Origin of the sequence: Microbulbifer sp. JSM ZJ756, from assembly GCF_044383805.1 — a bacterium.
Lineage (GTDB): Bacteria > Pseudomonadota > Gammaproteobacteria > Pseudomonadales > Cellvibrionaceae > Microbulbifer > Microbulbifer zhoushanensis.
On the sequence record NZ_JBISER010000010.1, the window covers coordinates 17,202 to 36,017 of the forward strand.

General features: G+C 63.8%; 20 protein-coding genes. 8 read left to right on the forward strand and 12 right to left on the reverse strand.

The features are described 5' to 3' along the window. From purE to ACH6CX_RS15460, 3 genes are read right to left on the reverse strand one after another with little or no spacing between them, the layout of a single operon-like run. A complete protein-coding gene (gene purE / locus ACH6CX_RS15450; protein WP_255774794.1) occupies positions 1 to 465 on the reverse strand; it encodes a 5-(carboxyamino)imidazole ribonucleotide mutase in 465 nt (154 codons plus the stop codon). 33 nt (positions 466 to 498) lie between these two features. Continuing rightward, positions 499 to 1,449, reverse strand: coding sequence for a sodium-dependent bicarbonate transport family permease (locus ACH6CX_RS15455; RefSeq protein WP_396675818.1), 951 nt, complete (start codon positions 1,447 to 1,449; stop codon positions 499 to 501). A gap of 2 nt (positions 1,450 to 1,451) precedes the next feature. Beyond that, complete coding sequence (locus tag ACH6CX_RS15460; RefSeq protein ID WP_233005826.1) at positions 1,452 to 1,664, reverse strand: hypothetical protein; 213 nt, start codon at positions 1,662 to 1,664, stop codon at positions 1,452 to 1,454. A 112-nt stretch (positions 1,665 to 1,776) separates the two neighbouring features. On the opposite strand from ACH6CX_RS15460, the gene ACH6CX_RS15465 reads away from it, so the two are divergent. After that, positions 1,777 to 2,724 (forward strand): LysR family transcriptional regulator, encoded by a 948-nt coding sequence (locus tag ACH6CX_RS15465; RefSeq protein ID WP_233005825.1) that lies wholly within the window; start codon positions 1,777 to 1,779, stop codon positions 2,722 to 2,724. A gap of 41 nt (positions 2,725 to 2,765) precedes the next feature. Here ACH6CX_RS15465 and ACH6CX_RS15470 read toward each other — a convergent pair whose 3' ends face one another. The 3 genes from ACH6CX_RS15470 to ACH6CX_RS15480 all read right to left on the reverse strand — a co-directional run bounded on the left by ACH6CX_RS15470 (position 2,766) and on the right by ACH6CX_RS15480 (position 4,206). Beyond that, positions 2,766 to 3,089 (reverse strand): hypothetical protein, encoded by a 324-nt coding sequence (locus ACH6CX_RS15470; protein ID WP_237064350.1) that lies wholly within the window; start codon positions 3,087 to 3,089, stop codon positions 2,766 to 2,768. A gap of 242 nt (positions 3,090 to 3,331) precedes the next feature. Next, complete coding sequence (locus tag ACH6CX_RS15475) at positions 3,332 to 3,610, reverse strand: PepSY domain-containing protein (RefSeq protein ID WP_233005823.1); 279 nt, start codon at positions 3,608 to 3,610, stop codon at positions 3,332 to 3,334. 89 nt (positions 3,611 to 3,699) lie between these two features. After that, a complete protein-coding gene (locus tag ACH6CX_RS15480) occupies positions 3,700 to 4,206 on the reverse strand; it encodes a hypothetical protein (RefSeq protein WP_233005822.1) in 507 nt (168 codons plus the stop codon). Positions 4,207 to 4,403: 197 nt separating this feature from the next. On the opposite strand from ACH6CX_RS15480, the gene ACH6CX_RS15485 reads away from it, so the two are divergent. Then, the gene (locus tag ACH6CX_RS15485) at positions 4,404 to 5,435 is read left to right on the forward strand and encodes a Fe(3+) ABC transporter substrate-binding protein (protein ID WP_396675821.1); all 1,032 of its coding nucleotides are present in this window, start codon (positions 4,404 to 4,406) and stop codon (positions 5,433 to 5,435) included. Positions 5,436 to 5,529: 94 nt separating this feature from the next. Then, on the forward strand, positions 5,530 to 7,230 hold the full coding sequence (locus ACH6CX_RS15490) for an iron ABC transporter permease (protein ID WP_233005820.1): 1,701 nt from the start codon (positions 5,530 to 5,532) through the stop codon (positions 7,228 to 7,230). A 16-nt stretch (positions 7,231 to 7,246) separates the two neighbouring features. Here the strand turns inward: ACH6CX_RS15490 and ACH6CX_RS15495 are convergent, their stop codons facing one another. The 4 genes from ACH6CX_RS15495 to ACH6CX_RS15510 form a co-directional block, all read right to left on the reverse strand. Further along, positions 7,247 to 8,299 carry an ABC transporter ATP-binding protein gene (locus ACH6CX_RS15495; RefSeq protein ID WP_237064347.1) on the reverse strand — a complete coding sequence of 351 codons (1,053 nt, stop codon included), beginning with the start codon at positions 8,297 to 8,299 and terminating at the stop codon, positions 7,247 to 7,249. Between the two features lie 89 nt (positions 8,300 to 8,388). After that, positions 8,389 to 9,663, reverse strand: a complete 1,275-nt coding sequence (gene bioA, locus ACH6CX_RS15500; RefSeq protein WP_237064346.1) for an adenosylmethionine--8-amino-7-oxononanoate transaminase — start codon at positions 9,661 to 9,663, stop codon at positions 8,389 to 8,391. Between the two features lie 166 nt (positions 9,664 to 9,829). Beyond that, positions 9,830 to 12,295 (reverse strand): ABC transporter permease, encoded by a 2,466-nt coding sequence (locus ACH6CX_RS15505; RefSeq protein WP_396675824.1) that lies wholly within the window; start codon positions 12,293 to 12,295, stop codon positions 9,830 to 9,832. After that, complete coding sequence (locus ACH6CX_RS15510) at positions 12,295 to 13,020, reverse strand: ABC transporter ATP-binding protein (RefSeq protein WP_233005816.1); 726 nt, start codon at positions 13,018 to 13,020, stop codon at positions 12,295 to 12,297. The genes ACH6CX_RS15505 and ACH6CX_RS15510 overlap by 1 nt, the downstream gene beginning before the upstream one ends. 79 nt (positions 13,021 to 13,099) lie before the next feature. On the opposite strand from ACH6CX_RS15510, the gene ACH6CX_RS15515 reads away from it, so the two are divergent. Next, positions 13,100 to 13,774, forward strand: a complete 675-nt coding sequence (locus tag ACH6CX_RS15515; protein WP_233005815.1) for an arylesterase — start codon at positions 13,100 to 13,102, stop codon at positions 13,772 to 13,774. 122 nt (positions 13,775 to 13,896) lie between these two features. Next, a complete protein-coding gene (gene ttcA / locus ACH6CX_RS15520; protein WP_233005814.1) occupies positions 13,897 to 14,829 on the forward strand; it encodes a tRNA 2-thiocytidine(32) synthetase TtcA in 933 nt (310 codons plus the stop codon). On the opposite strand, the gene ACH6CX_RS15525 is transcribed toward ttcA, so the two are convergent. Further along, a complete protein-coding gene (locus tag ACH6CX_RS15525; protein ID WP_233005813.1) occupies positions 14,711 to 15,229 on the reverse strand; it encodes a hypothetical protein in 519 nt (172 codons plus the stop codon). The genes ttcA and ACH6CX_RS15525 overlap by 119 nt on opposite strands. A 279-nt stretch (positions 15,230 to 15,508) precedes the next feature. Here ACH6CX_RS15525 and putP point away from each other — a divergent pair, with 279 nt between their 5' ends. The 3 genes from putP to ACH6CX_RS15540 all read left to right on the forward strand — a co-directional run bounded on the left by putP (position 15,509) and on the right by ACH6CX_RS15540 (position 18,231). Next, the gene (putP, locus tag ACH6CX_RS15530; protein WP_233005812.1) at positions 15,509 to 16,978 is read left to right on the forward strand and encodes a sodium/proline symporter PutP; all 1,470 of its coding nucleotides are present in this window, start codon (positions 15,509 to 15,511) and stop codon (positions 16,976 to 16,978) included. Positions 16,979 to 17,152: 174 nt separating this feature from the next. Beyond that, positions 17,153 to 17,665, forward strand: coding sequence for an O-acetyl-ADP-ribose deacetylase (locus ACH6CX_RS15535; protein ID WP_233005811.1), 513 nt, complete (start codon positions 17,153 to 17,155; stop codon positions 17,663 to 17,665). Positions 17,666 to 17,766: 101 nt separating this feature from the next. Beyond that, positions 17,767 to 18,231 carry a DUF962 domain-containing protein gene (locus ACH6CX_RS15540; RefSeq protein ID WP_233005810.1) on the forward strand — a complete coding sequence of 155 codons (465 nt, stop codon included), beginning with the start codon at positions 17,767 to 17,769 and terminating at the stop codon, positions 18,229 to 18,231. 70 nt (positions 18,232 to 18,301) lie between these two features. Here ACH6CX_RS15540 and ACH6CX_RS15545 read toward each other — a convergent pair whose 3' ends face one another. Continuing rightward, positions 18,302 to 18,787, reverse strand: a complete 486-nt coding sequence (locus ACH6CX_RS15545) for an Lrp/AsnC ligand binding domain-containing protein (RefSeq protein ID WP_233005809.1) — start codon at positions 18,785 to 18,787, stop codon at positions 18,302 to 18,304. Between the last annotated feature and the right edge of the window lie 29 nt (positions 18,788 to 18,816).

Sequence of the window (18,816 nt, forward strand, 5' to 3'; positions counted from 1 at the left end):
TTATTCGACCTCCAGCGGTACCTGTGCGCTCTGCTTTTCCCGCCAGGCGACGAGACGCTCTGCCAGTTGCTGATCGGCAAGCGACAGCATCTGTGCGGCCATCAGCCCGGCATTGAACGCGCCAGAGTTCCCCACCGCCTGTGTGGCGACGGCGATGCCTTTTGGCATTTGCACGATGGACAGGAGGCTATCCATCCCGGTCATGAATTTGCTTTCCACCGGTACGGCAATCACCGGCAGCGGGCTGAGTGCGGCGATCATGCCGGGCAGGTGAGCCGAGCCACCGGCACCGGCGATGATGACCTGGGTGCCGGCATCCCGGGCACGCTCGGCAAATTCCACCATCCGGTGGGGCGTGCGGTGCGCGGACACGACAGCCGCAGCGTGGGGAACTTCCAGGTCGGTGAGTGGCAGGGTCGCATTCTTCATGGTGGGCCAGTCGGAACGGGAGCCCATCACGATCATGACCTTTTCAAAATTGATTATTTCCACGTTGCGTTAACTCCAGTGTTGGACCAGTGCCAGGTAGGCCGGGATGGCCACCAGCACGTTGAAGGGAAAAGTGATTGCCAGTGACAGGGTGATCGACAGGCTGGCGTTGGCCTGAGGCAGTGCCACCGCCATGGCTGCCGGTACGGCAATGTAGGAGGCGCTGCTGCCGAGCACCGCCAGCAGCACGATGCCGCCGGGGCTCAGGCCCAGCAGGCTGGCGAGGGCGGCCCCCCCGGCGGCGCCGAGCAGCGGCATCAGTACGCCGAAGCTGAGCAGGAAGGCGCCCTGCCGGCGGATAGTGGGCAGGCGCTCCGCTGCCACCCGGCCCATCTCCAGCAGGAACAGCGCCAGCACGCCGTGGAACAGGTCGCCGAAGAAGGGCATCACCGATACGGTGCGGTCGCCGGCCCAGGCGCCGATGGCGATGCCTCCGAGTAGCAGGAGCACACCCTGGTTGAGGAATATCTCACGGATGATCTTGCCCCAGTCCGCGCCCCGGCTGGCGCCGCCGGTACTGGTTGCAGCTGTCCCCGCCAGCAGGATGCCGATAATGATGGCCGGTACTTCCAGCAGGGCCACGAACAGCGGGAAGTAGGCCTCGTAGTCGACCCCGCGGCTCTCCAGCAGGGCAATCGCCACGGCATAGGTGGCGACGCTCACCGAGCCATAGTGCGCTGCGGTGGCGGCGGCATCGATCCGCGACCAGCGGCCGATATAGCGGAGGATCGGGAATGCCACCAGGGGCAGCAGGGCGCCAAAGGCCACCACCGCCATGGATTGCGGCAGCAGGGTCGTGATGGGTGACTTGCTGAGGGCGGCACCGCCTTTCAGGCCGATGGCCAGCAACAGGAAGATCACGCAGGACTTGTAGAGACTCTCCGGCAGGCGCAGGTCGCTGCGCACCAGCTGGGCGAAGGCCCCCAGGATGAAGAAGCCGACTACGATATCCAGCTGCATGCTCAGGCCACCCCATCGCGGACGGTGGCCCCGGCCGGTGCCGCTGGCCGGGCGGCCCTGCGCTCCAGCGCCCAGTATGCGCTATTGACCAGCAGGACCAGCAGGCCGGTGCCTGCCAGGGCGTTACCGGTGATCTCGGCCGCATTGAGTGTGATACCCAGTGCCGCCACGGCCGTGCCGACGGCCATACCAAACAGGAGTTGGGCTTTTGTCATGGTTCCCCCTTGTCACAGTGTCCGAATTGGCGCGCATTATCGACAAGGGCTTTAATAGATAAAAATAGATAATTAATATACTTTCTATAGACTTTTGATTATAGGTGGCCAAATGGTCTCTCACCGCGTTCATGCCCATATCGGCACCGTGCGGCAGCTGGAAATCATCCTGGTGGTATTTGAGCACCGCAGTATCAGTGCCGCTGCGCGCCAGCTGCACCTGACCCAGCCCAGTGTCTCCATGCAGCTGGCCAAGCTGGCCGATGCAGTGGGGCTGCCACTCTACTATTCGGTGGGCAGGCAGTTGCGTTTTACCGAGGCGGGGCTGGCCCTGGTGGAGAGCGCCCGCGAGATACTGCGCTGCTATGAATACCTGGACCTGAAGCTGGCGAACCTGCGCGGGCTGGAGACGGGCAGCCTGCACCTGGCGGTGGTGACCACGGCGAAATACTTTATCCCCCACCTGATCGGTGAGTTTTACGACCAGCACCCGCAGCTGGATATCCGCTTTCGCGTGGGCAACCGGCGCCAGATCATCGCGCGGACCGCCGAGGACGAGGATGACTTCTATGTATTCAGCCATCCGCCGGATAACCCGGACCTGGAACTGGTGGAGTTCCTGCCCAACCGGCTGGTTGCCATCGCCCCGGAAAACCATCCCCTGGCGGGCAAGAAGGATATCCCGCTGGCGGAGTTCGCCGGGCTCCCGTTCCTGCGCCGGGAGGAGGGCTCGGGTACCCGGCATGCGATCGAGCGATTCCTGGAGCGCGAGGGTGAGGAACTCAATGTGCGCATGACCATCGAGAGCAACGAAGCGATCAAGCACGCGGTCATGTCGGGACTCGGTGTGTCCATCCTGTCCGAACACACGCTGGCTTTTGGTGGCAGTGCGGGGCTGGCAGTGCTGGATGTGCAGCAATTGCCAATCGATACGCGCTGGTACCTGGCGCGGCGTCACTCGCGCCCTCTGTCCCCGGCGGCCCGGAGCTTCCTCGAGTATGCGCGGAACCTGGCCAGCAAGCCGTTTGACAGCGGGCTGGGGTTGTCACCGGCAGGCTGAGTAAAGGCGCCGATGTGATTGCGCGAGTTTCCTGTGACCGGTCAGCGCCCGTCGGCGGGCCGGTCAGACAGCACCCAGCCGGTATTGGGCTCCACCCGCAGGTGGCGGGCGCGATCGCCGCGATAGGCGATAACCGACCAGCGGCCGTTCTCGAATTCCATCGAGGTGATCGGATGGTAACCCAGCGACCGCAGTCGCTGGCGCACGGTGGAAACTTCCAGTGCGATTACATCGGGTTCGTCCCCGTACAGGTCCTCGCTGTCATACAGGTTGATGTTGGGTTCGACCTGCGGATCCGGGGGGATGGGCATGGTGAGCCCCCCGGTGAGCAGGATGCTGGGCAGGATTCCGGACAACAGGCTCATAGCGCACTCCGAACCAACTGGAAAATATATGATTGGTAATGTGCGCCGCGGCGAATTCCAACAGGAATTTACCGGAAATATTATTTGGGGCTGACGCCTGTCTGCAGAGAGAAATTTACCAGCAATACCAGGTACGGCGAGGTATGCGCCGCAGGAGCTTAATCCTAGTGACCAGAGGCGTTGACTGGGGAGTGACGAGCAATCAGGGGGAGGGAGCCCGCCGCGAACGCGGCGGGAGGGTTTCAGTCAGCGGGCTTGTCGGAAAGAATTTCGCCGGAATTCGGGTCCACCTCAAGCTCACGTTTCTCGCCGGTTTTATAGGCCTCCACTTCCCAGCGCTCATCGCTGAGCGAGACTTCGATGATGGGAGTGTAGCCCTGCTGTTCCAGCTGTGTAAGCACTGTGGAAAGGGCCATGGCTCCGGGTGGTGGTTTTTCCTCATCTTCATCTGCGGCGAGTGCATGCGGCATTGAAGCCGAAGCAAAGAGAGCGGCCACCAGCAGGCTTCTCAATGGGTTCATGGAATCCTCCTGCGTGCAGGGGAGCCGGGGATGCGCAAGGCAACCCCGGCCGGGCAATGCCGGATCGCCCCGGGCGGGGCGGGCGTCTGTCAGTAGGAGTCCGGCATCTTGTCGAAGCGGCTCTCCATCATGCTACACCACTCATCGCTGCCGCCATCCGGGCCGTGGGCGCCATCGCCACCGGTGAGTTTGTCCATGGCCACGAACCATTCATCACTGCCGACTTCCGGCGGGCCGTCGGGGTGCATCTCGTCCAGTTTGGCTTTCTTGTCCGGCATGGCCATGACTTTCTGGTTCAGCCAGACAAACCATTGGTCGGTACAGACCTCCACCTCGGAGGTATCTCCCATTTGCGGGCCGGTGGTTTCCTGGTCGTCGGGCGAGGTGGCGTCACCGGGCATGTCCTGGGATTGGTCAGACTCGGGCATGCTGTCCATATCAGAGGTGCCGCCAGCATCCATGTCGGAAGTGCTTTCAGCCGGGGTTTCCCTCTCGAACTCAATGGTCTCGCTTTCGGTCTCGGCTTCCTCTTTGGGGCCACACCCGCCGAGGGCCAGGGGCAGTGCCAGAGCCAGCAGGGGCAAATAGCGGTTCATATCGTCTCCTCGGGTTCAGGGGTTAGCGTTCGGTGTTGTGATTCAAAGCATAGGTTGAAATATGCGACTTTGCAGGAAAATTTCCCGGCTCGCGGTGCCGGGGCAGGCGAAAGTTGACTTTGGCTTCATTAGAAATGAGAATCCTTCTCAAAGTGCAGTGCCGTCACTGTATCCACAAACAGTAAAAGGGACATTGGATGATCGCGCGTGTTTTCTGCCGTCTTACCACCGCAGCGGTGGCCCTGGGCGTTGCCATGGGCAGCGTTGCCGCCGAGCAGGTCAATATTTACTCATATCGCCAGCCGTTCCTGATCGAGCCGGTGCTGGACAGGTTCACCGAAGAGACCGGTATCGAAACCCGTGTGGTCTACGCCAGCAAGGGACTCAATGAGCGCCTGCAGCGCGAGGGGCGCAACAGCCCCGCGGACCTGGTGCTGACCTCCAATACCAGTAACCTGGTGGAGCTGGTGGACAAGGGGCTGACCCAGCCCGTTGAATCGGAAGTGCTGGAGGAGAATATACCGGCCCAGTTCCGGGACCCGGAGGACCACTGGTTCGGGCTGACCACCCGCGCGCGCCTGATTTATGCCTCCAAGGACCGGGTCAAGCCGGGGGAGATTACCCGCTACGAGGAACTGGCGGACCCGAAGTGGAAAGGCCGGATCTGTACTCGCAGTGGCAAGCACCCCTACAACCTGTCCCTGTTTGCCTCCATGATTGCCCACCATGGGGAGAAAGAGACCAAAAAATGGCTGGAGGGCCTCAAGGCGAACCTGGCGCGCAAGCCGCAGGGTAACGATCGCGCCCAGGTAAAGGCCATCAGTGAGGGTGTCTGTGACCTGTCGCTGGGCAACAGCTACTACTTCGGCAAGATGATCACCAACAAAGAGGAGCCGGAGCAGGTGGACTGGGCGAATTCTGTCAACCTGGTGTTCCCCAACCAGGAAGACCGCGGTACCCATATGTTTATCTCCGGTGCGGCGCTGACCAAGTATGCGCCCAACCGCGACAATGCGGTCAAGCTGCTGGAATTCCTCTCCGGCGAGCAGGCCCAGTACCTGTATGCGGAGAAGAACTTCGAGTTCCCGGTGCGTCCGGGGACGCAGCGCTCCGACCTCATCAACCAGTATATGGGTGAGTTCAAGGAAGACGATATCAGCCTGACGGAAATCGGCTCCCATGTGCCCACCGCGTCAAAGTTGGTGGATGAAGTCGGTTTTGACTTTTAGTTTGGACAAGGTGCCGGTCCACGGGCCGGCGATATAAGCTGTCAGATGATGGAAGCGCGGCCCGGGCGGGTCGCGCTTTTTGCGTATGGTGAACATGCAGAATAATTTCTCCGCCGCCGGGGCCGATGCCTCTGGCCGGAGCTGGCTGGTGCTCGTGGCCGCGGTGGCGCTGCTGGTGGCACTTCCGGTGCTGGCGATATTCTGGCTGGCGTTTTTTCCCGAGGAGAATATCTGGCCGCACCTGCTGGAAACGGTGTTCTTCCACTATGTGTCCGAGACCCTGGTGTTGGCGGCGGGAGTGGGCTTCTTCACCCTGGTGACCGGGGTGGGCGCGGCCTGGCTGGTGACCATGTGCCGGTTTCCCGGGCGCGGCTTTTTCGAGTGGGCGTTACTGTTGCCATTCGCCGTGCCCGCCTATGTTATTGCTTACGTGTACACCGACTTGCTGGAGTACGCCGGGCCGGTACAGGGGGCCCTGCGTGACTGGTTTGGCTGGCAGACGGCGCGGGACTACTGGTTCCCGGAGATCCGCAGCATGGGCGGCGCCATCGCCATGTTGTCACTGGTGCTCTATCCCTATGTCTACATGCTCGCGCGCGCGGCCTTCCTGGAACAGTGCGGCAGTATCCGCGCGGCCAGCCGGGCCCTCGGCTGTTCTCCCTGGCAGAGTTTCCTGCGGGTATCCCTGCCGATGGCGCGACCGGCCATCGCCGTGGGCCTGTCCCTGGTACTGATGGAAACCCTGAACGACTTCGGTACGGTGGACTTTTTTGCGGTGCGCACCCTGAGTGTGGGGATCTACGATACCTGGCTCAGCCGCGGCAACCTGGGCGGGGCGGCGCAGATTGCCTGCAGTACGCTGGTGTTTGTGGTGTTGCTGATCTCGCTGGAACGGCTCGGCCGGGCGCGCCAGCGGCACTATGTGCAATCGCCCGCGCGCAACGAAGATACCTATCGGCTGCGCGCAAGTGGCGCCTGGCTGGCGTGTGGTTTCTGCCTGCTGCTCCTTGTCGCCGGCTTCGGTGTGCCGCTGCTGGTGTTGGGCAGTTATGCCCTGGGGAATTTTGCCAGTTACTGGACGGATGATTTTATCGGCATCGCGGGCAACAGTTTTGCGCTGTCGGCCGGGGCCGCTGCCTGCACCGCCCTGCTGGGGCTTATACTGGCTTACGGCAAGCGCCTGTTTCCCACCCGCGCGGTCAGGGTACTGGTCAGCTTCGCGCGGCTGGGCTACGCCATGCCCGGCGCAGTGATGGCGATCGGGGTGCTGATTCCGCTGGGGGCTTTCGACAACACACTGGATGCGTTTATGCGCAGCCAGTTCGGGGTTTCCACGGGCCTGCTCCTGAGCGGCACGGTGTTCGCCATCCTGTTTGCCTACACGGCGCGCTTCCTCGCGGTCTCGGCCGGGGCGGCGGAAACCAGCCTGGAGAAAGTCACCCCGTCGATGGATCGGGCCGCCCGGGCCCTGGGCCGCAATAGCTGGCAGACCCTGTGGTATGTGCACCTGCCGCTGGTGCGCGCGGGACTGCTGAGCGGTGCATTGGTGGTGTTCGTCGACTGCATGAAAGAACTGCCGGCAACCCTGCTGCTGCGCCCGTTCGGCTTTGAGACCCTGGCTACCTATGTTTACCAGTTCGCCTCTGACGAGATGCTGGAGCGCTCGGCATTGGGCGCGCTGATGATCGTGCTGGTGGGGCTGCTGCCGGTGATCCTGCTCAGCCGCTCAATGGGACGGAAGGGGCGGGCGGCCGGGCCGGAGTTACTGCGGGAGACCGAGGCCCCGGCACTGTAGCGAGACTGGCCGGCGCTCAGGTGTGGCCGCGGCCCCGGGCAAATACCAGTGGGCCTTCCATGCGCAGGGCGATTTCCTGGCCTGGTGCAATGTCCACCGGGCTTTCCAGGTTGGCCTCAATGGTGCGACCGCCCGGCAGCCGGAAGCGATACAGGGCGCTGTCGCCGAGAAAGTGCTTTTCCACCACCTGTACCGTGACTGCGCGGTGGTGCTCGCCCGCGACCAGGTCGCCGCTGCGGGCGAAAATATCCACGTGGGAACCAGCGGGCCGGTCGGTATCACGGATCTCCACCTGTCCCAGTTCCGTATCCACCAGCCCTGGCTGCACCACCTTGCCCCGGAGCAGGTTGCCCTCGCCGACGATCCGCGCCACCCCGGTGGTGGCCGGTGTGCGGTAAACAGTTTCCGGTGTATCCCATTGCTGCAGGCGCCCATGGGTAATAACCCCGATCCGGTCCCCGGCAATAAACGCCTCGCTGCGGTCGTGGGTGACGATCAGTGCCGAGGTGCCGGTTTCGCGCAGGATATGGCGCACCTCCCTGGCAAGACTGCGCCGCAGCTCGGTATCCAGGTTGGAGAACGGCTCGTCCATCAACAGCAGCCGCGGGCGTGGTGCCAGGGCCCGGGCCAGTGCCACGCGCTGCTGCTGGCCACCGGACAGCTGGTGGGGGAAGTGGCCGGCGTATTCCTGCAGGTGCACAAGCTCCAGCATTTCCTCGACGCGGGCCCGCTGTTCCGCCCGGGGCATCCCCGCCAGTCCGAAAGCCAGGTTACCGGCGACGGACAGGTGCGGGAAGAGGGCGTAGTCCTGGAATACCACGCCCACCTGGCGTTTCTCCGGCGGCAGGGCCGCGGTGGGAGTGGAGATGACCTCTCCATCCAGGGAGATGCTGCCGTGGAAAATGGGCTGGAAGCCGGCAATGGCATGCAGCAGTGTGGTCTTGCCGCAGCCACTGGGGCCCAGCAGGCAGCCGATCTCCCCCTGGTGCAGGGTGAGGGAAACGGCTTCCAGGATCACCCGCTTTCCATAACGGCATTCCAGGTCGGCGATTTGTAATAGCGGCTGCACTCGGTTCACTCAATCAAACGAATCTTATTGCTGCAGGAGCCTGCTTCCAGGCTCCCGCGGGCGATTTGTAATATCGGGTTGCTGGACGATCAGGCCTGCTGCCGGCCCAGTACTTCCACCATCGCTGTGGTCAGCTGGCTGAGCTCCTCGCGCTCGATGATATATGGCGGCATGGCGTACACCATACGGCCGAACGGGCGTAGCCATACGCCGCGTTCGATCAGGGCCTCCTGTACCCGCTGCATGTCTACCGGCTCGCGCATTTCCACTACACCGATAGCGCCGAGGCTGCGCACGTCCTGGACGGCGCTGTTGTCGGCCAGCGGGGCCAGTTCGTCGCGCAGTTGGTTCTCGATTGCGCTGACCCGTTCCTGCCAGGGGCCGGCGAGCAGCAGGTCGATGCTGGCATTGGAGACCGCACAGGCCAGCGGGTTACCCATGAATGTGGGGCCGTGCATGAATACACCCGCCTCGCCGCGGCAGATCCCCTCGGCGACGCGGTCGGTGCACAGGGTGGCGGCGAGGGTCATGGTGCCGCCGGTCAGGGCCTTGCCCAGGGTAAGGATATCCGGGCTGATTCCGGCATGCTCACAGGCGAACAGTTTGCCGCTGCGGCCGAAACCGGTGGCGATTTCATCGGCGATCAGTAGCAGGTCGAACTCGTCGCAGAGTGCCCGCACGCGCCGGAGGTACTCCGGCGAATAAAACCGCATGCCGCCGGCGCCCTGGACAATCGGTTCCAGGATCAGTGCCGCCAGCTGGTGTTGGTTTTCCTCGATCACCTGGCGCAGTTCGGCGATATCCTCATCATTGCACGGTTCCTCGAATCGCGGACCCGGCGCCGGCGCGAACAGGTGCCCGGTGAGGTGACTGGCAAACAGGTGATGCATGCCGGTGACCGGGTCGCAGGTGGCCATGGCACCGAAGGTATCGCCGTGATAGCCATTGCGCAGGGCCAGCAGCCGGTTCTTTTCGCTCTTGCCCTGCGACTGCCAGTATTGCAGGGCCATCTTGATCGACACTTCCACGGATACCGAGCCGGAGTCGGCGAGGAAGACCCGCTGCAGTGGCTCGGGGGTGATGTCCACTAGCTTGCGGCACAGCTCGATCGCCGGCTCGTGGGTGAGGCCACCGAACATCACATGCGACATCTTCTCCATCTGCTCACGGGCGGCGCGGTTGAGTTCCGGCACGTTATAGCCGTGCAGGGCGCACCACCAGGACGACATGCCATCGATCAGGCCGCGACCGTCCTCCAGGTAGAAACGCACACCCTCGGCGCGGGCGACCGGATACACCGGCGGAGGGTCGATCAGTGAGGAGTAGGGGTGCCAGATATGCTTGCGATCGAAATCGAGATCCATAGAAACAGCAATGATTGTGGTGAGTGACAACCCCGTGGCGCGCCGGGGCAAAGGCGACATTGTACCGTTTTTGCGGGAGTAGCCCACGGCAGGGACCAGCGGCGCGACCGCGGCGGGAGCCGGTAAGGTCGCGTCGACAGGTCCCTGCCGCGGGGGAGGGCAGTTATCAGGCCAGCTCGCGCAGTACTTTCAGCGGCGGCTGGCTGACCGAGCTGCGGCAGGCCAGGGTGCCGGCGATGCCCACCAGCAGGGCGCCGGCAATGGGGCCGGCCAGCCACAACAGCGGGTGCAGGCTGAACGGCAACTCGAACACCCGCATCGCCAGTACCGCCAGCGTTGCCTCGGCGCCGATGGCGGCCAGCAGCCCGGCGGCGATGCCGAGGAGGCCGAACTCGATCACCAGGCTCTTCAGCAGCAGGCCGCGGCGGCCGCCGAGTGTGCGGATGATGGCCGCCTCCTGCAAGCGCTCGGCAATGCTGGAGCGCACACCGGAGATCAGCACCAGGACCCCGGCCACCAGCATCAGCGCCATCACCGACTCAATGGCCAGGGAGACCTGCCCGATGGTGTCGCGAATGCGCTCGATGATCTTGTCCAGCTCGATCAGGCTGACACTGGGGAAATTGCGTACCAGGTCGTTGACCAGCAGTTTCTGGTCTGCCGGTAGGTAAAAACTGGTGATATAGGTGGCCGGGAAATCATCCAGTGTTCCGGGAGCGAACAGCATGTAGAAATTGGGCCGCATACTGTTCCAGTCCAGCGAGCGCAGGCTGGCGATATGGGTCTCGACTTCCAGGCCGCCAATCGAGAAGCGCAGCTTGTCGCCCAGGGCCAGGTTCAGGCGCGCCGCCAGTTCCACCTCCACGGAGACGCCCTCATCAGCCCTGTCCCACCAATCACCGGCGACGATGCGGTTATCCGGCGCCAGGTTTTCGGTCCAGCTCAGGTTCAGTTCGCGGCGCAGGGCCCCGGCCTGCTCCGCGCGCTCTGTCGCCGGCACATCGTTGATGGCCACCAGGCGGCCGCGGACCATGGGATAGATTTCGGTGGCCGCGATGCCGTTCTCATCCAGCAATGCCTGCAGTCGCTCCACATCATGGGGAGCGATATTGAACATGAAATGGTTGGGGGCGTTCTCTGGCAACTGCATGCGCCACTCTTCGATCAGCGTGGTGCGGGCGAACACCAGGGCCAGCATCGCCAGCAGGCCGGTGCCAAATGCGGCGATCAGCAGGGTATTGAAGGCCGCGCGCCGCTGCAGGCTTCCCAGCGCGATCCGCCAGGCGCCGCCCAGGGAGGCCAGCTGGCCGCGCACCAGCAGCTGGTTCACCAGCGCGCTGCCACCCACCAGCAGGGCCATGCCGGCAAACAGGGCCAGGGTGATGGGCAGGCTGCCCGACAGCCACCAGATCAGCAGCAGCATACTGGTGGGCCCCATGACCATGCCCAGCCATTCGCGCCGGTCCGGATTGCTCCAGTCGCGGCGCAGGGTCTGCATGGGGTCGGTCCGGGCCAGCCGGAACAACGGCGGCAGGGCAAAACCGAAGGCGCAGGCAAATCCGGTAGCCAGGCCCACCAGCAGCGGGTTCCAGCTGCTGGGCGGCGGCTCCACCGGGAAGAAATCGGCCATCAGGCTGACCGCCTGGGCCTGGATCAGGCTCCCGATCAGCAGCCCGACGACAGTGGCACACAATGCCAGGGCGACCAGCTGGCCGATGTAGATCTGCAGCACCTTGGCGCGGCCCGCCCCCAGGCTTTTCATTACCGCCACGTAGGCGGTGTGGCGCAGGCTGTAGCGGCGCGCCGCCAGGCCCACTGCCACGCTGGCGAGCAGCACGGCCAGGCTGCCAGCCAGGAACAGGAAGCTCTCGGCCCGGTCCAGCGCAGAGGCCACCCGCGGCTGGCCCTCGCGCAGGTCGATCACCCGCTGGTGCTCGGTCAGGCGCGGCTCCAGCCACTTGAAGTAACTCTCCAGTGCCGCGTCGTCGCCGGCGAACAGGTAGCGGTAGCGCACGCGGCTGCCGGGCTGGATGATGTTGGTGGCGGGCAGGTCGGCGATATTCATCATCACCCGCGCGCCCATGGAAAACAGGTTGTCGCTGCGGTCGGGTTCGTGGTCCAGCAGGCCGGTTACCAGCAGTTCCGCCTCGCCCACCTGCAGCCGGTCGCCCATCTGCAGTTCCAGCAGCGGCAGCAGGCGCGGTTCCAGCCATACCTCGCCAGTGCCGGGTCCCTGCGACACCACCTCCCTGGGGGCATCGGCGGCGGTGCGCATTTCCAGGTGGCCCACCAGCGGGTAACCGGCGCTGACCGCCTTGATGGCGGCAAACTGGAACTGCTCGCCGGCGGAGAGCATGGATGCGAAAGATACTGTTTCGGCCCGTTCCAGGCCGCGATCGCGGGCCTCGTCGGTCCATGCGGGATCGACCGGCTTGCTGCTGCGGACGACCCGTTCGGCCGCCAGGAAGGTCTGCGACTGGATATGCATGGCGCGGGTCAGGCGGTCACTGAAGTGCGCAATCGCCGTTACGCAGGCCACTGCCAGCACCAGTGCGGTGGCAATCAGGGCCAGTTCGCCACCGCGCCAGTCGCGGCTGAGCAGTTTCAGCGGCAGGGTGGGGGTCGCGGCCATCAGGCAGATACCTCCGACAGGTTGCCGCCATCCCTCGGTTGCAGGTCGGCGCCCTGGATCTCCCCGGCGGCCATGCGCAGGTGGGAATGGCAGCGCTCAGCCAGGCGCTGTTCGTGGGTGACCAGTACCAGGGTGGTGGCGGATTCGGCATTGAGCTCGAACAGCAGGTCGATCACCTTCTCGCCGTTGCCGGCATCCAGACTGCCGGTGGGTTCATCGGCAAACAGGATGCCATCGTTACCGGAGAAGCTGGCGAACGCGCGGGCAATGGCCACCCGCTGTTGCTCGCCCCCGGATAGCTGCCGGGGATAGTGGCCCAGGCGATGCTCCAGGCCTACGCGCCCGAGGAACTCGGCGGCGCGCCCGGCGGCGTTGCGGTCGCCTCGCAGTTCGCTGGGCAGCATCACATTTTCCTGGGCGGTAAGGCCCGGCAGTAGCTGGAATGTCTGGAACACAAAGCCCACGCAGCGGGCCCTGACCGCTGCCCGTTGCTCCTCGTCCATGGCTGTGATCTCATCGCCCGCCAGCCAGATCCTGCCTTCGGTGGGCCGGTCCAGTCCCGCCAGCAGGCCCAGTAGGGTGGACTTGCCGGAGCCGGACGCGCCGGTGATGGCCAGACTCTCGCCGCGGGCCAATTGCAGGGAAATATTATTTAATAGGGTCAGTGGGCCCTCACTGGTGGGTACCCGGTGAGAGAGGCTCTCGGCCCTCAACATAGCGGACATGCGACTTCCTTAACCTTGCGTACTGTCTGGGATACAGGGATTCTTGTGCTTATACGACGAAAGCAGTGGAGAGTATGACATGACGACAGAATTTTTCCGGCAGCGACTCTGGCAGCTCGGCGTATGCCTGCTGCTGTTGGTCCCGTTGGGCCAGGCGGACGCGCGCGCCGGGGAGAAGCTGCTGGTGTTGGGCGACAGCGTCAGCGCCGCATACGGTATGGATGAGTCCCAGGGCTGGGTCGAGCTGATGCGCACACGGCTGCAGGAAGAGGGCCGTGATGTGGAAGTGGTCAACGCCAGCGTCAGCGGGGAAACCACCTCCGGTGGCCTGGCGCGCCTGCCCCGGCTGCTGGAAGAACACAGCCCCAGCTGGCTGATCGTGGAGCTGGGTGGCAACGATGGCCTGCGCGGCTACCCGCCGCGGGCCCTGCAGAATAACCTGCAACAGATGGTACAGATGGCCCGGGAGGAGGGCGCGGGTGTCCTGCTGCTGGGTATGCGCATGCCTCCGAATTATGGCGCCGCTTATACCAATGCCTTTGCGGCGGTTTACCCCGAGGTGGCGAAGGCGGAGGAGGTAGCGCTGGTGCCCTTTTTCCTGGAGCCGGTGGCGCTCGAGGAGGGCGGCATGCAGACCGATGGCATCCACCCGTCCGTGGCGGCACAGCCGGCGCTGCTGGAGCATATCTGGCCGTGTGTGGAATCGCTGATCGAGGGTGGGACCGTCGGGTCAGAGAAACTGTGCAAGCCCTGAGCGAAATGCGTACAATCGCGCACCTGAGCCGTGCGGGTGCATGGCCCTGACTTGTAGGGGCGGACCTGCTGTCCGCCCGGGGGCGTCCGCCCCTGGCTGAACCGGTCTGATAGAGAAGCACCATGTCCGAACTGGAAAACCGCCGCGAGCGGCTGGAATTCAACAAACTGCAAAAGCGCCTGCGCCGCCATGTGGGCCGTGCCATCGCCGACTTCAGCATGATTGAAGAGGGCGACAAGATCATGGTGTGCCTGTCCGGTGGCAAGGACTCCTATGCCATGCTGGATATCCTGCTTAATCTGCAGAAAACGGCGCCGGTGCGGTTCGAGCTGGTGGCAGTCAACATGGACCAGAAGCAGCCGGGCTTTCCCGAGCACGTACTGCCGGAGTACCTGGAATCACTCGGCGTCCCCTACCACATCGTGGAGAAAGACACCTATTCAGTGGTGAAGGAAGTGGTACCCGAGGGCAAGACCACCTGTGGCCTCTGCTCGCGCCTGCGTCGCGGCACCCTGTACGGGTTCGCCGAGGAGATCGGTGCCACCAAGGTGGCGCTGGGCCACCACAAGGACGATATCGTCGAGACCCTGTTCCTGAACATGTTCTATGGCGGGCGCCTCAAGGCCATGCCGCCCAAGCTGCGCGCCGACGATGGCCGCAATATCGTGATCCGCCCGCTGGCCTACTGCCGCGAGGAGGACATCGAGAAGTTCGCCGAACACAAGCAGTTCCCCATCATTCCCTGCAACCTGTGCGGCAGCCAGGAAAACCTCCAGCGCCAGGCCATCAAACAGATGCTGCGGGAGTGGGATCGCAAGTTCCCGGGACGCTCGGAGAATATCTTTGCCGCACTGACCCGGGTCTCCCCGTCGCAGCTGGCGGATACGGAGCTCTACGACTTCAACAGCCTGGAACTGGACCGCTCGCAGCCGGCCGCTAGCGAGCCGTCTGGGCGCTCAATTGAGCGGCAGGTGCACTCCTGGGTGCCTGGCGAGTGGGAGCCTGAGCCTGGGCAGGAAGAGGCGCCGCGCTATATTGACGCGCTGAATCTGTAGCGTCACCCAGAACCAGGCCGGTGTAGCTGCGCACATAGTCACGGGCGCTGGCGACTGGGCCGTGGTGGAAGTGGCGGTGCCACAGCTTGGCCATGGCGCGGATGTTGCCGTCTTCGACCCGCTCGACGCCGGCAGCGCGATAGATCAGCCAGGCGATTGCCGTTGCGTAGCGCAGGTTGGTGGTGAGTTCGCTGTGGGGGTGGTCAAGGAAGTCCCGCTGGCTGGCCAGTCCCCGAACCTTGGAGGCCAGGGCAGGGTAGTCAATCAGGAACTTGTCCCAGATTTCCCGGTGGGTATGGGGCTGGATCTGGTACAGCCCCAGGCCATGGCGCCGGCCGAGTTTCAGGTGGAAGCCGAGCTGTGATTCCTGCGCGGCCGTGCCCAGTAGCAGGTTTTCCATGCCGGCTGACCATGCCCGCAGATGCTTGAGTGTGGGACGAATGACCAGAAGCCGTAATTCGTCCAGACAAATGCCCATAATGGTGTCAGGTTTTTCCGTGTCTACCCCAATGTTTAGTTTGTGGTTTGAGTTGCCGCCAGCTAATGGGTAGATTTGCGCGCAATAAACACAAAAACCGGCCGCAGAACCTATCCGGAAGCTCGCTGGCGCAATAATTTGTATTCGTGCGTCGTGCCACGGGTCAGCTGCTGTGGTCACCAAGGATCAAGGAACCACCCTATGTCTGGACAATGGCTTATTGCGCTTACCTTTGTCGCCTACCTGGCGATGATCCTGGCCATCGGTGTCTACGCCTACCTGCGCACCCGTAACGCCAGTGACTACTTCCTCGGCGGTCGCTCGCTGCCGCCGGCGGTGGCGGCACTCAGTGCCGGTGCCTCGGACATGAGTGGCTGGCTGCTGCTGGGGCTGCCCGGGGCGGCCTATGCCAGTGGCCTGTCTTCGGCCTGGATTGCGCTGGGACTGTTTTCCGGCATTGTGCTGAGCTGGACCACCATGGCCCGGCGCCTGCGTATCTATACCTACGAACTGGACGACGCCCTGACTGTGCCGGCCTACCTGCACCGGCGGTTCAACCTGGGCCACCCCTACCTGCGCACGGTGTGTGCATTCTTTATCCTGCTGTTTTTCCTGTTTTACGTTGCCTCCGGCCTGATTGCCGGCGGCAAGCTGTTCGAGACAGTGTTTGGCTGGGACTACGAGTGGGCGGTGCTGATCGGTGCCGCGGCGGTGATCTCCTACACGTTGTTCGGTGGTTTCCTGGCCGTGTCCTGGACCGACGTGATCCAGGGCCTGCTGATGAGCCTGGCGCTGGTGGCGGTTCCACTGGTGGTGATCAATGATGAGGGCGGCTTTGCAGCCAGCTGGGGCCAGCTGCACGACAAGGTGCCGGAGCTGATGCACTGGATGCAGGACAACACCGGCCAGGCACTGGGTGTAGCGGCGGTGCTGAGTTCGCTGGCCTGGGGCCTGGGTTATTTCGGCCAGCCGCATATCGTGGCGCGGTTTATGGCGGTCCGCCGCCCGGAGGATGTGCCTGCGGCGGCCACCGTGGCGGCGATCTGGTCGCTGTTTGGTTTCCTCGGGGCCATGTCCGTGGGCCTGTTCGGCCACCTGGAACTGGCGCAGACACTGCCGGATGGCGAGCGCGTATTCATGGCGCTGGTGGAGGCCCTGTTCCACCCACTGGTAGCCGGTATCCTGCTGGCAGCGATCCTGTCGGCCATCATGAGTACCGCTGACTCGCAACTGCTGGTGAGCTCTGCCGCGCTGGCCGAGGATATCTACCATGTATGGTTCGGGCGCAAGACGACCCCGGAGGCGATGGTCAAGGTGGGCCGCTGGGCGGTGGTGGCGCTGTCCCTGATTGCCGTGGCGGTGGCCATGGACCCGGAATCCAAGGTGCTGGACGTGGTGGCTTATGCCTGGGCGGGCCTGGGCGCGGCGTTCGGCCCCGCCACACTGATCAGCCTGTTCTGGTCGCGTATGACTGGCGCCGGGGCGATTGCCGGCGTGATTGTCGGCGGCCTGACGGTGGTGGTCTGGCGCCAGCTGTCCGGTGGTATCTTCGACCTCTATGAACTGCTGCCGGGCTTCATTCTCTCTGCAGCTGCTATCGTGATAGTTAGTGCGGCGACGAAATGTCCCGCCGCGGTGGCAGCGCGCCACCGGCAGCTGTTGGGCTCCTGAGGGCGCCCGCCTGCCGTACGCGCTGCCGGGGCTGTCCGGACGGCGTGGGATACGCCTGTCCGGCAGCGTTCTCAGTGGCCGTCCCCGCCGTCGCATGCCGGCAGCGGGGCAGCTGTAGAGCGAAAAGGATGTCCATCCGCAGCGATTCGTTTAATAAGCGGTTGGAGATACTGAGTGATCGAAGTCCATGTCGGTGATATCACTCGATTGCAGGTTGATGTAATCGTCAATGCCGCCAACCAGCGGCTGGCCGGTGGTGGTGGCGTAGACGGCGCCATTCACCGGGCCGCGGGCCCGGAATTGTCCGAGGCCTGCCGCAAGTTAGGTGGCTGTCCTGTAGGTGAGGTACGTGCCACCCCCGCCTTCGAGATTCCTGTCAGGCGTATCTATCACACGGTCGGGCCGGTCTGGCGCGGCGGTAACCTGGGGGAACCGGAGTTGCTGGCGAGTTGCTACCGGCACTGCCTGGCCCTGGCCCGTCGTGAACATATCCGCTCGATTGCTTTCCCCGCCATCAGTTGTGGTGTCTACGATTACCCGCCGGAGCAGGCCGTGGAAATCGCCGTGGAAGAGGTGCAGTCGCACCTGGAGCGGGATACTGCACCGGGGCGAATCGTATTCTGCTGTTTCGATGAATCCATGGCAGAGCTCTACCGGTTGCAGCTGGATGCGGTGGTGCGGCGCTAGCCCGCCGCGTTGCGTGCGGACCCGGGGATATTGATTCCCGGGCGCCGCTGCCCGATGATTGGGACCTCCAGAAGAGAACGATAACAATACGAGGTGAGAGCATGCGCACGGCAGAGCAGTGGTTCGCGGAATATGGTGAGAGCCACCAGAACCCGGTAAACAAGGCGATTCACTGGCTGGCGGTGCCGGCCATCTACGCGACTGTAGTGGGGCTGCTGTGGGAGATCCCACAGCCCGGCTTTATGGCAGCCATATCCTGGCTGAACTGGGCCGTGGTGGCCCTGGTCCCCACGCTGGCCTTCTACCTGATGTTGTCTTTTCCCGTGGCGCTGGGCATGGCCGCGCTGAGTGCGGTGTGTTTCTGGGGCTGGGGCGTGGCCGACCGGATCGGCATTCCGGTATGGCAGACGGCGCTGGGAATCTTTGTGGTGATGTGGGTGCTGCAGTTTGTCGGCCACCATGTCGAGGGCAAGAAACCGTCTTTCTTCAAGGACCTCCAGTTCCTGCTGATCGGCCCCGCGTGGGTGATCGGTTTCGTCTATCGCGCGCTCGGCATCCGCTACTGAGCCAGTTGCCGGCCGGGCCGCTGCGGGCCCGGCCACACCGTTCTACCCGGTACCGGCAGTGCGGGCCGCGCTAGCGGTTGTAGTGCACCGGAACCTCCAGGGTTTCCTTTACTTCCTCCATCACCACGTAACTGGTGCATTCCTGCACCTCCGGCAGGGTCAGCAGTGTCTCGCCGTAGAACCGTCGGTAGGCGCTCATGTCGGCCACCCGCGCCTTGATCAGGTAGTCGAAGTTCCCCGACACCAGGTAGCACTCCTGTACCTCCGGCAGCTCTGCCACTGCGTTGCGGAATTCCTCGAATGCGTCCTGGGCCGAGCGATTCAGGCGGATCTGCACGAACACCACCAGCGCGGCATCGAGGAACTCCGGGTTGATCAGGGTGGTATAGCCCTGGATCACCCCGTCGCTTTCCAGGCGCTTGACCCGTTCTACGCAGGGAGTCGCGGTAAGGCCTACCTGGCGCGCCAGTTCGGCGTAGCTGGTGCGGCCATTCTTTTGCAGGACCCGCAGGATATTGCGGTCGATGGTGCTGAGTTCACTGGCGCGTTTGCGCATCTGGGGGCTCCGGGTTGGTCAGTTTGCTT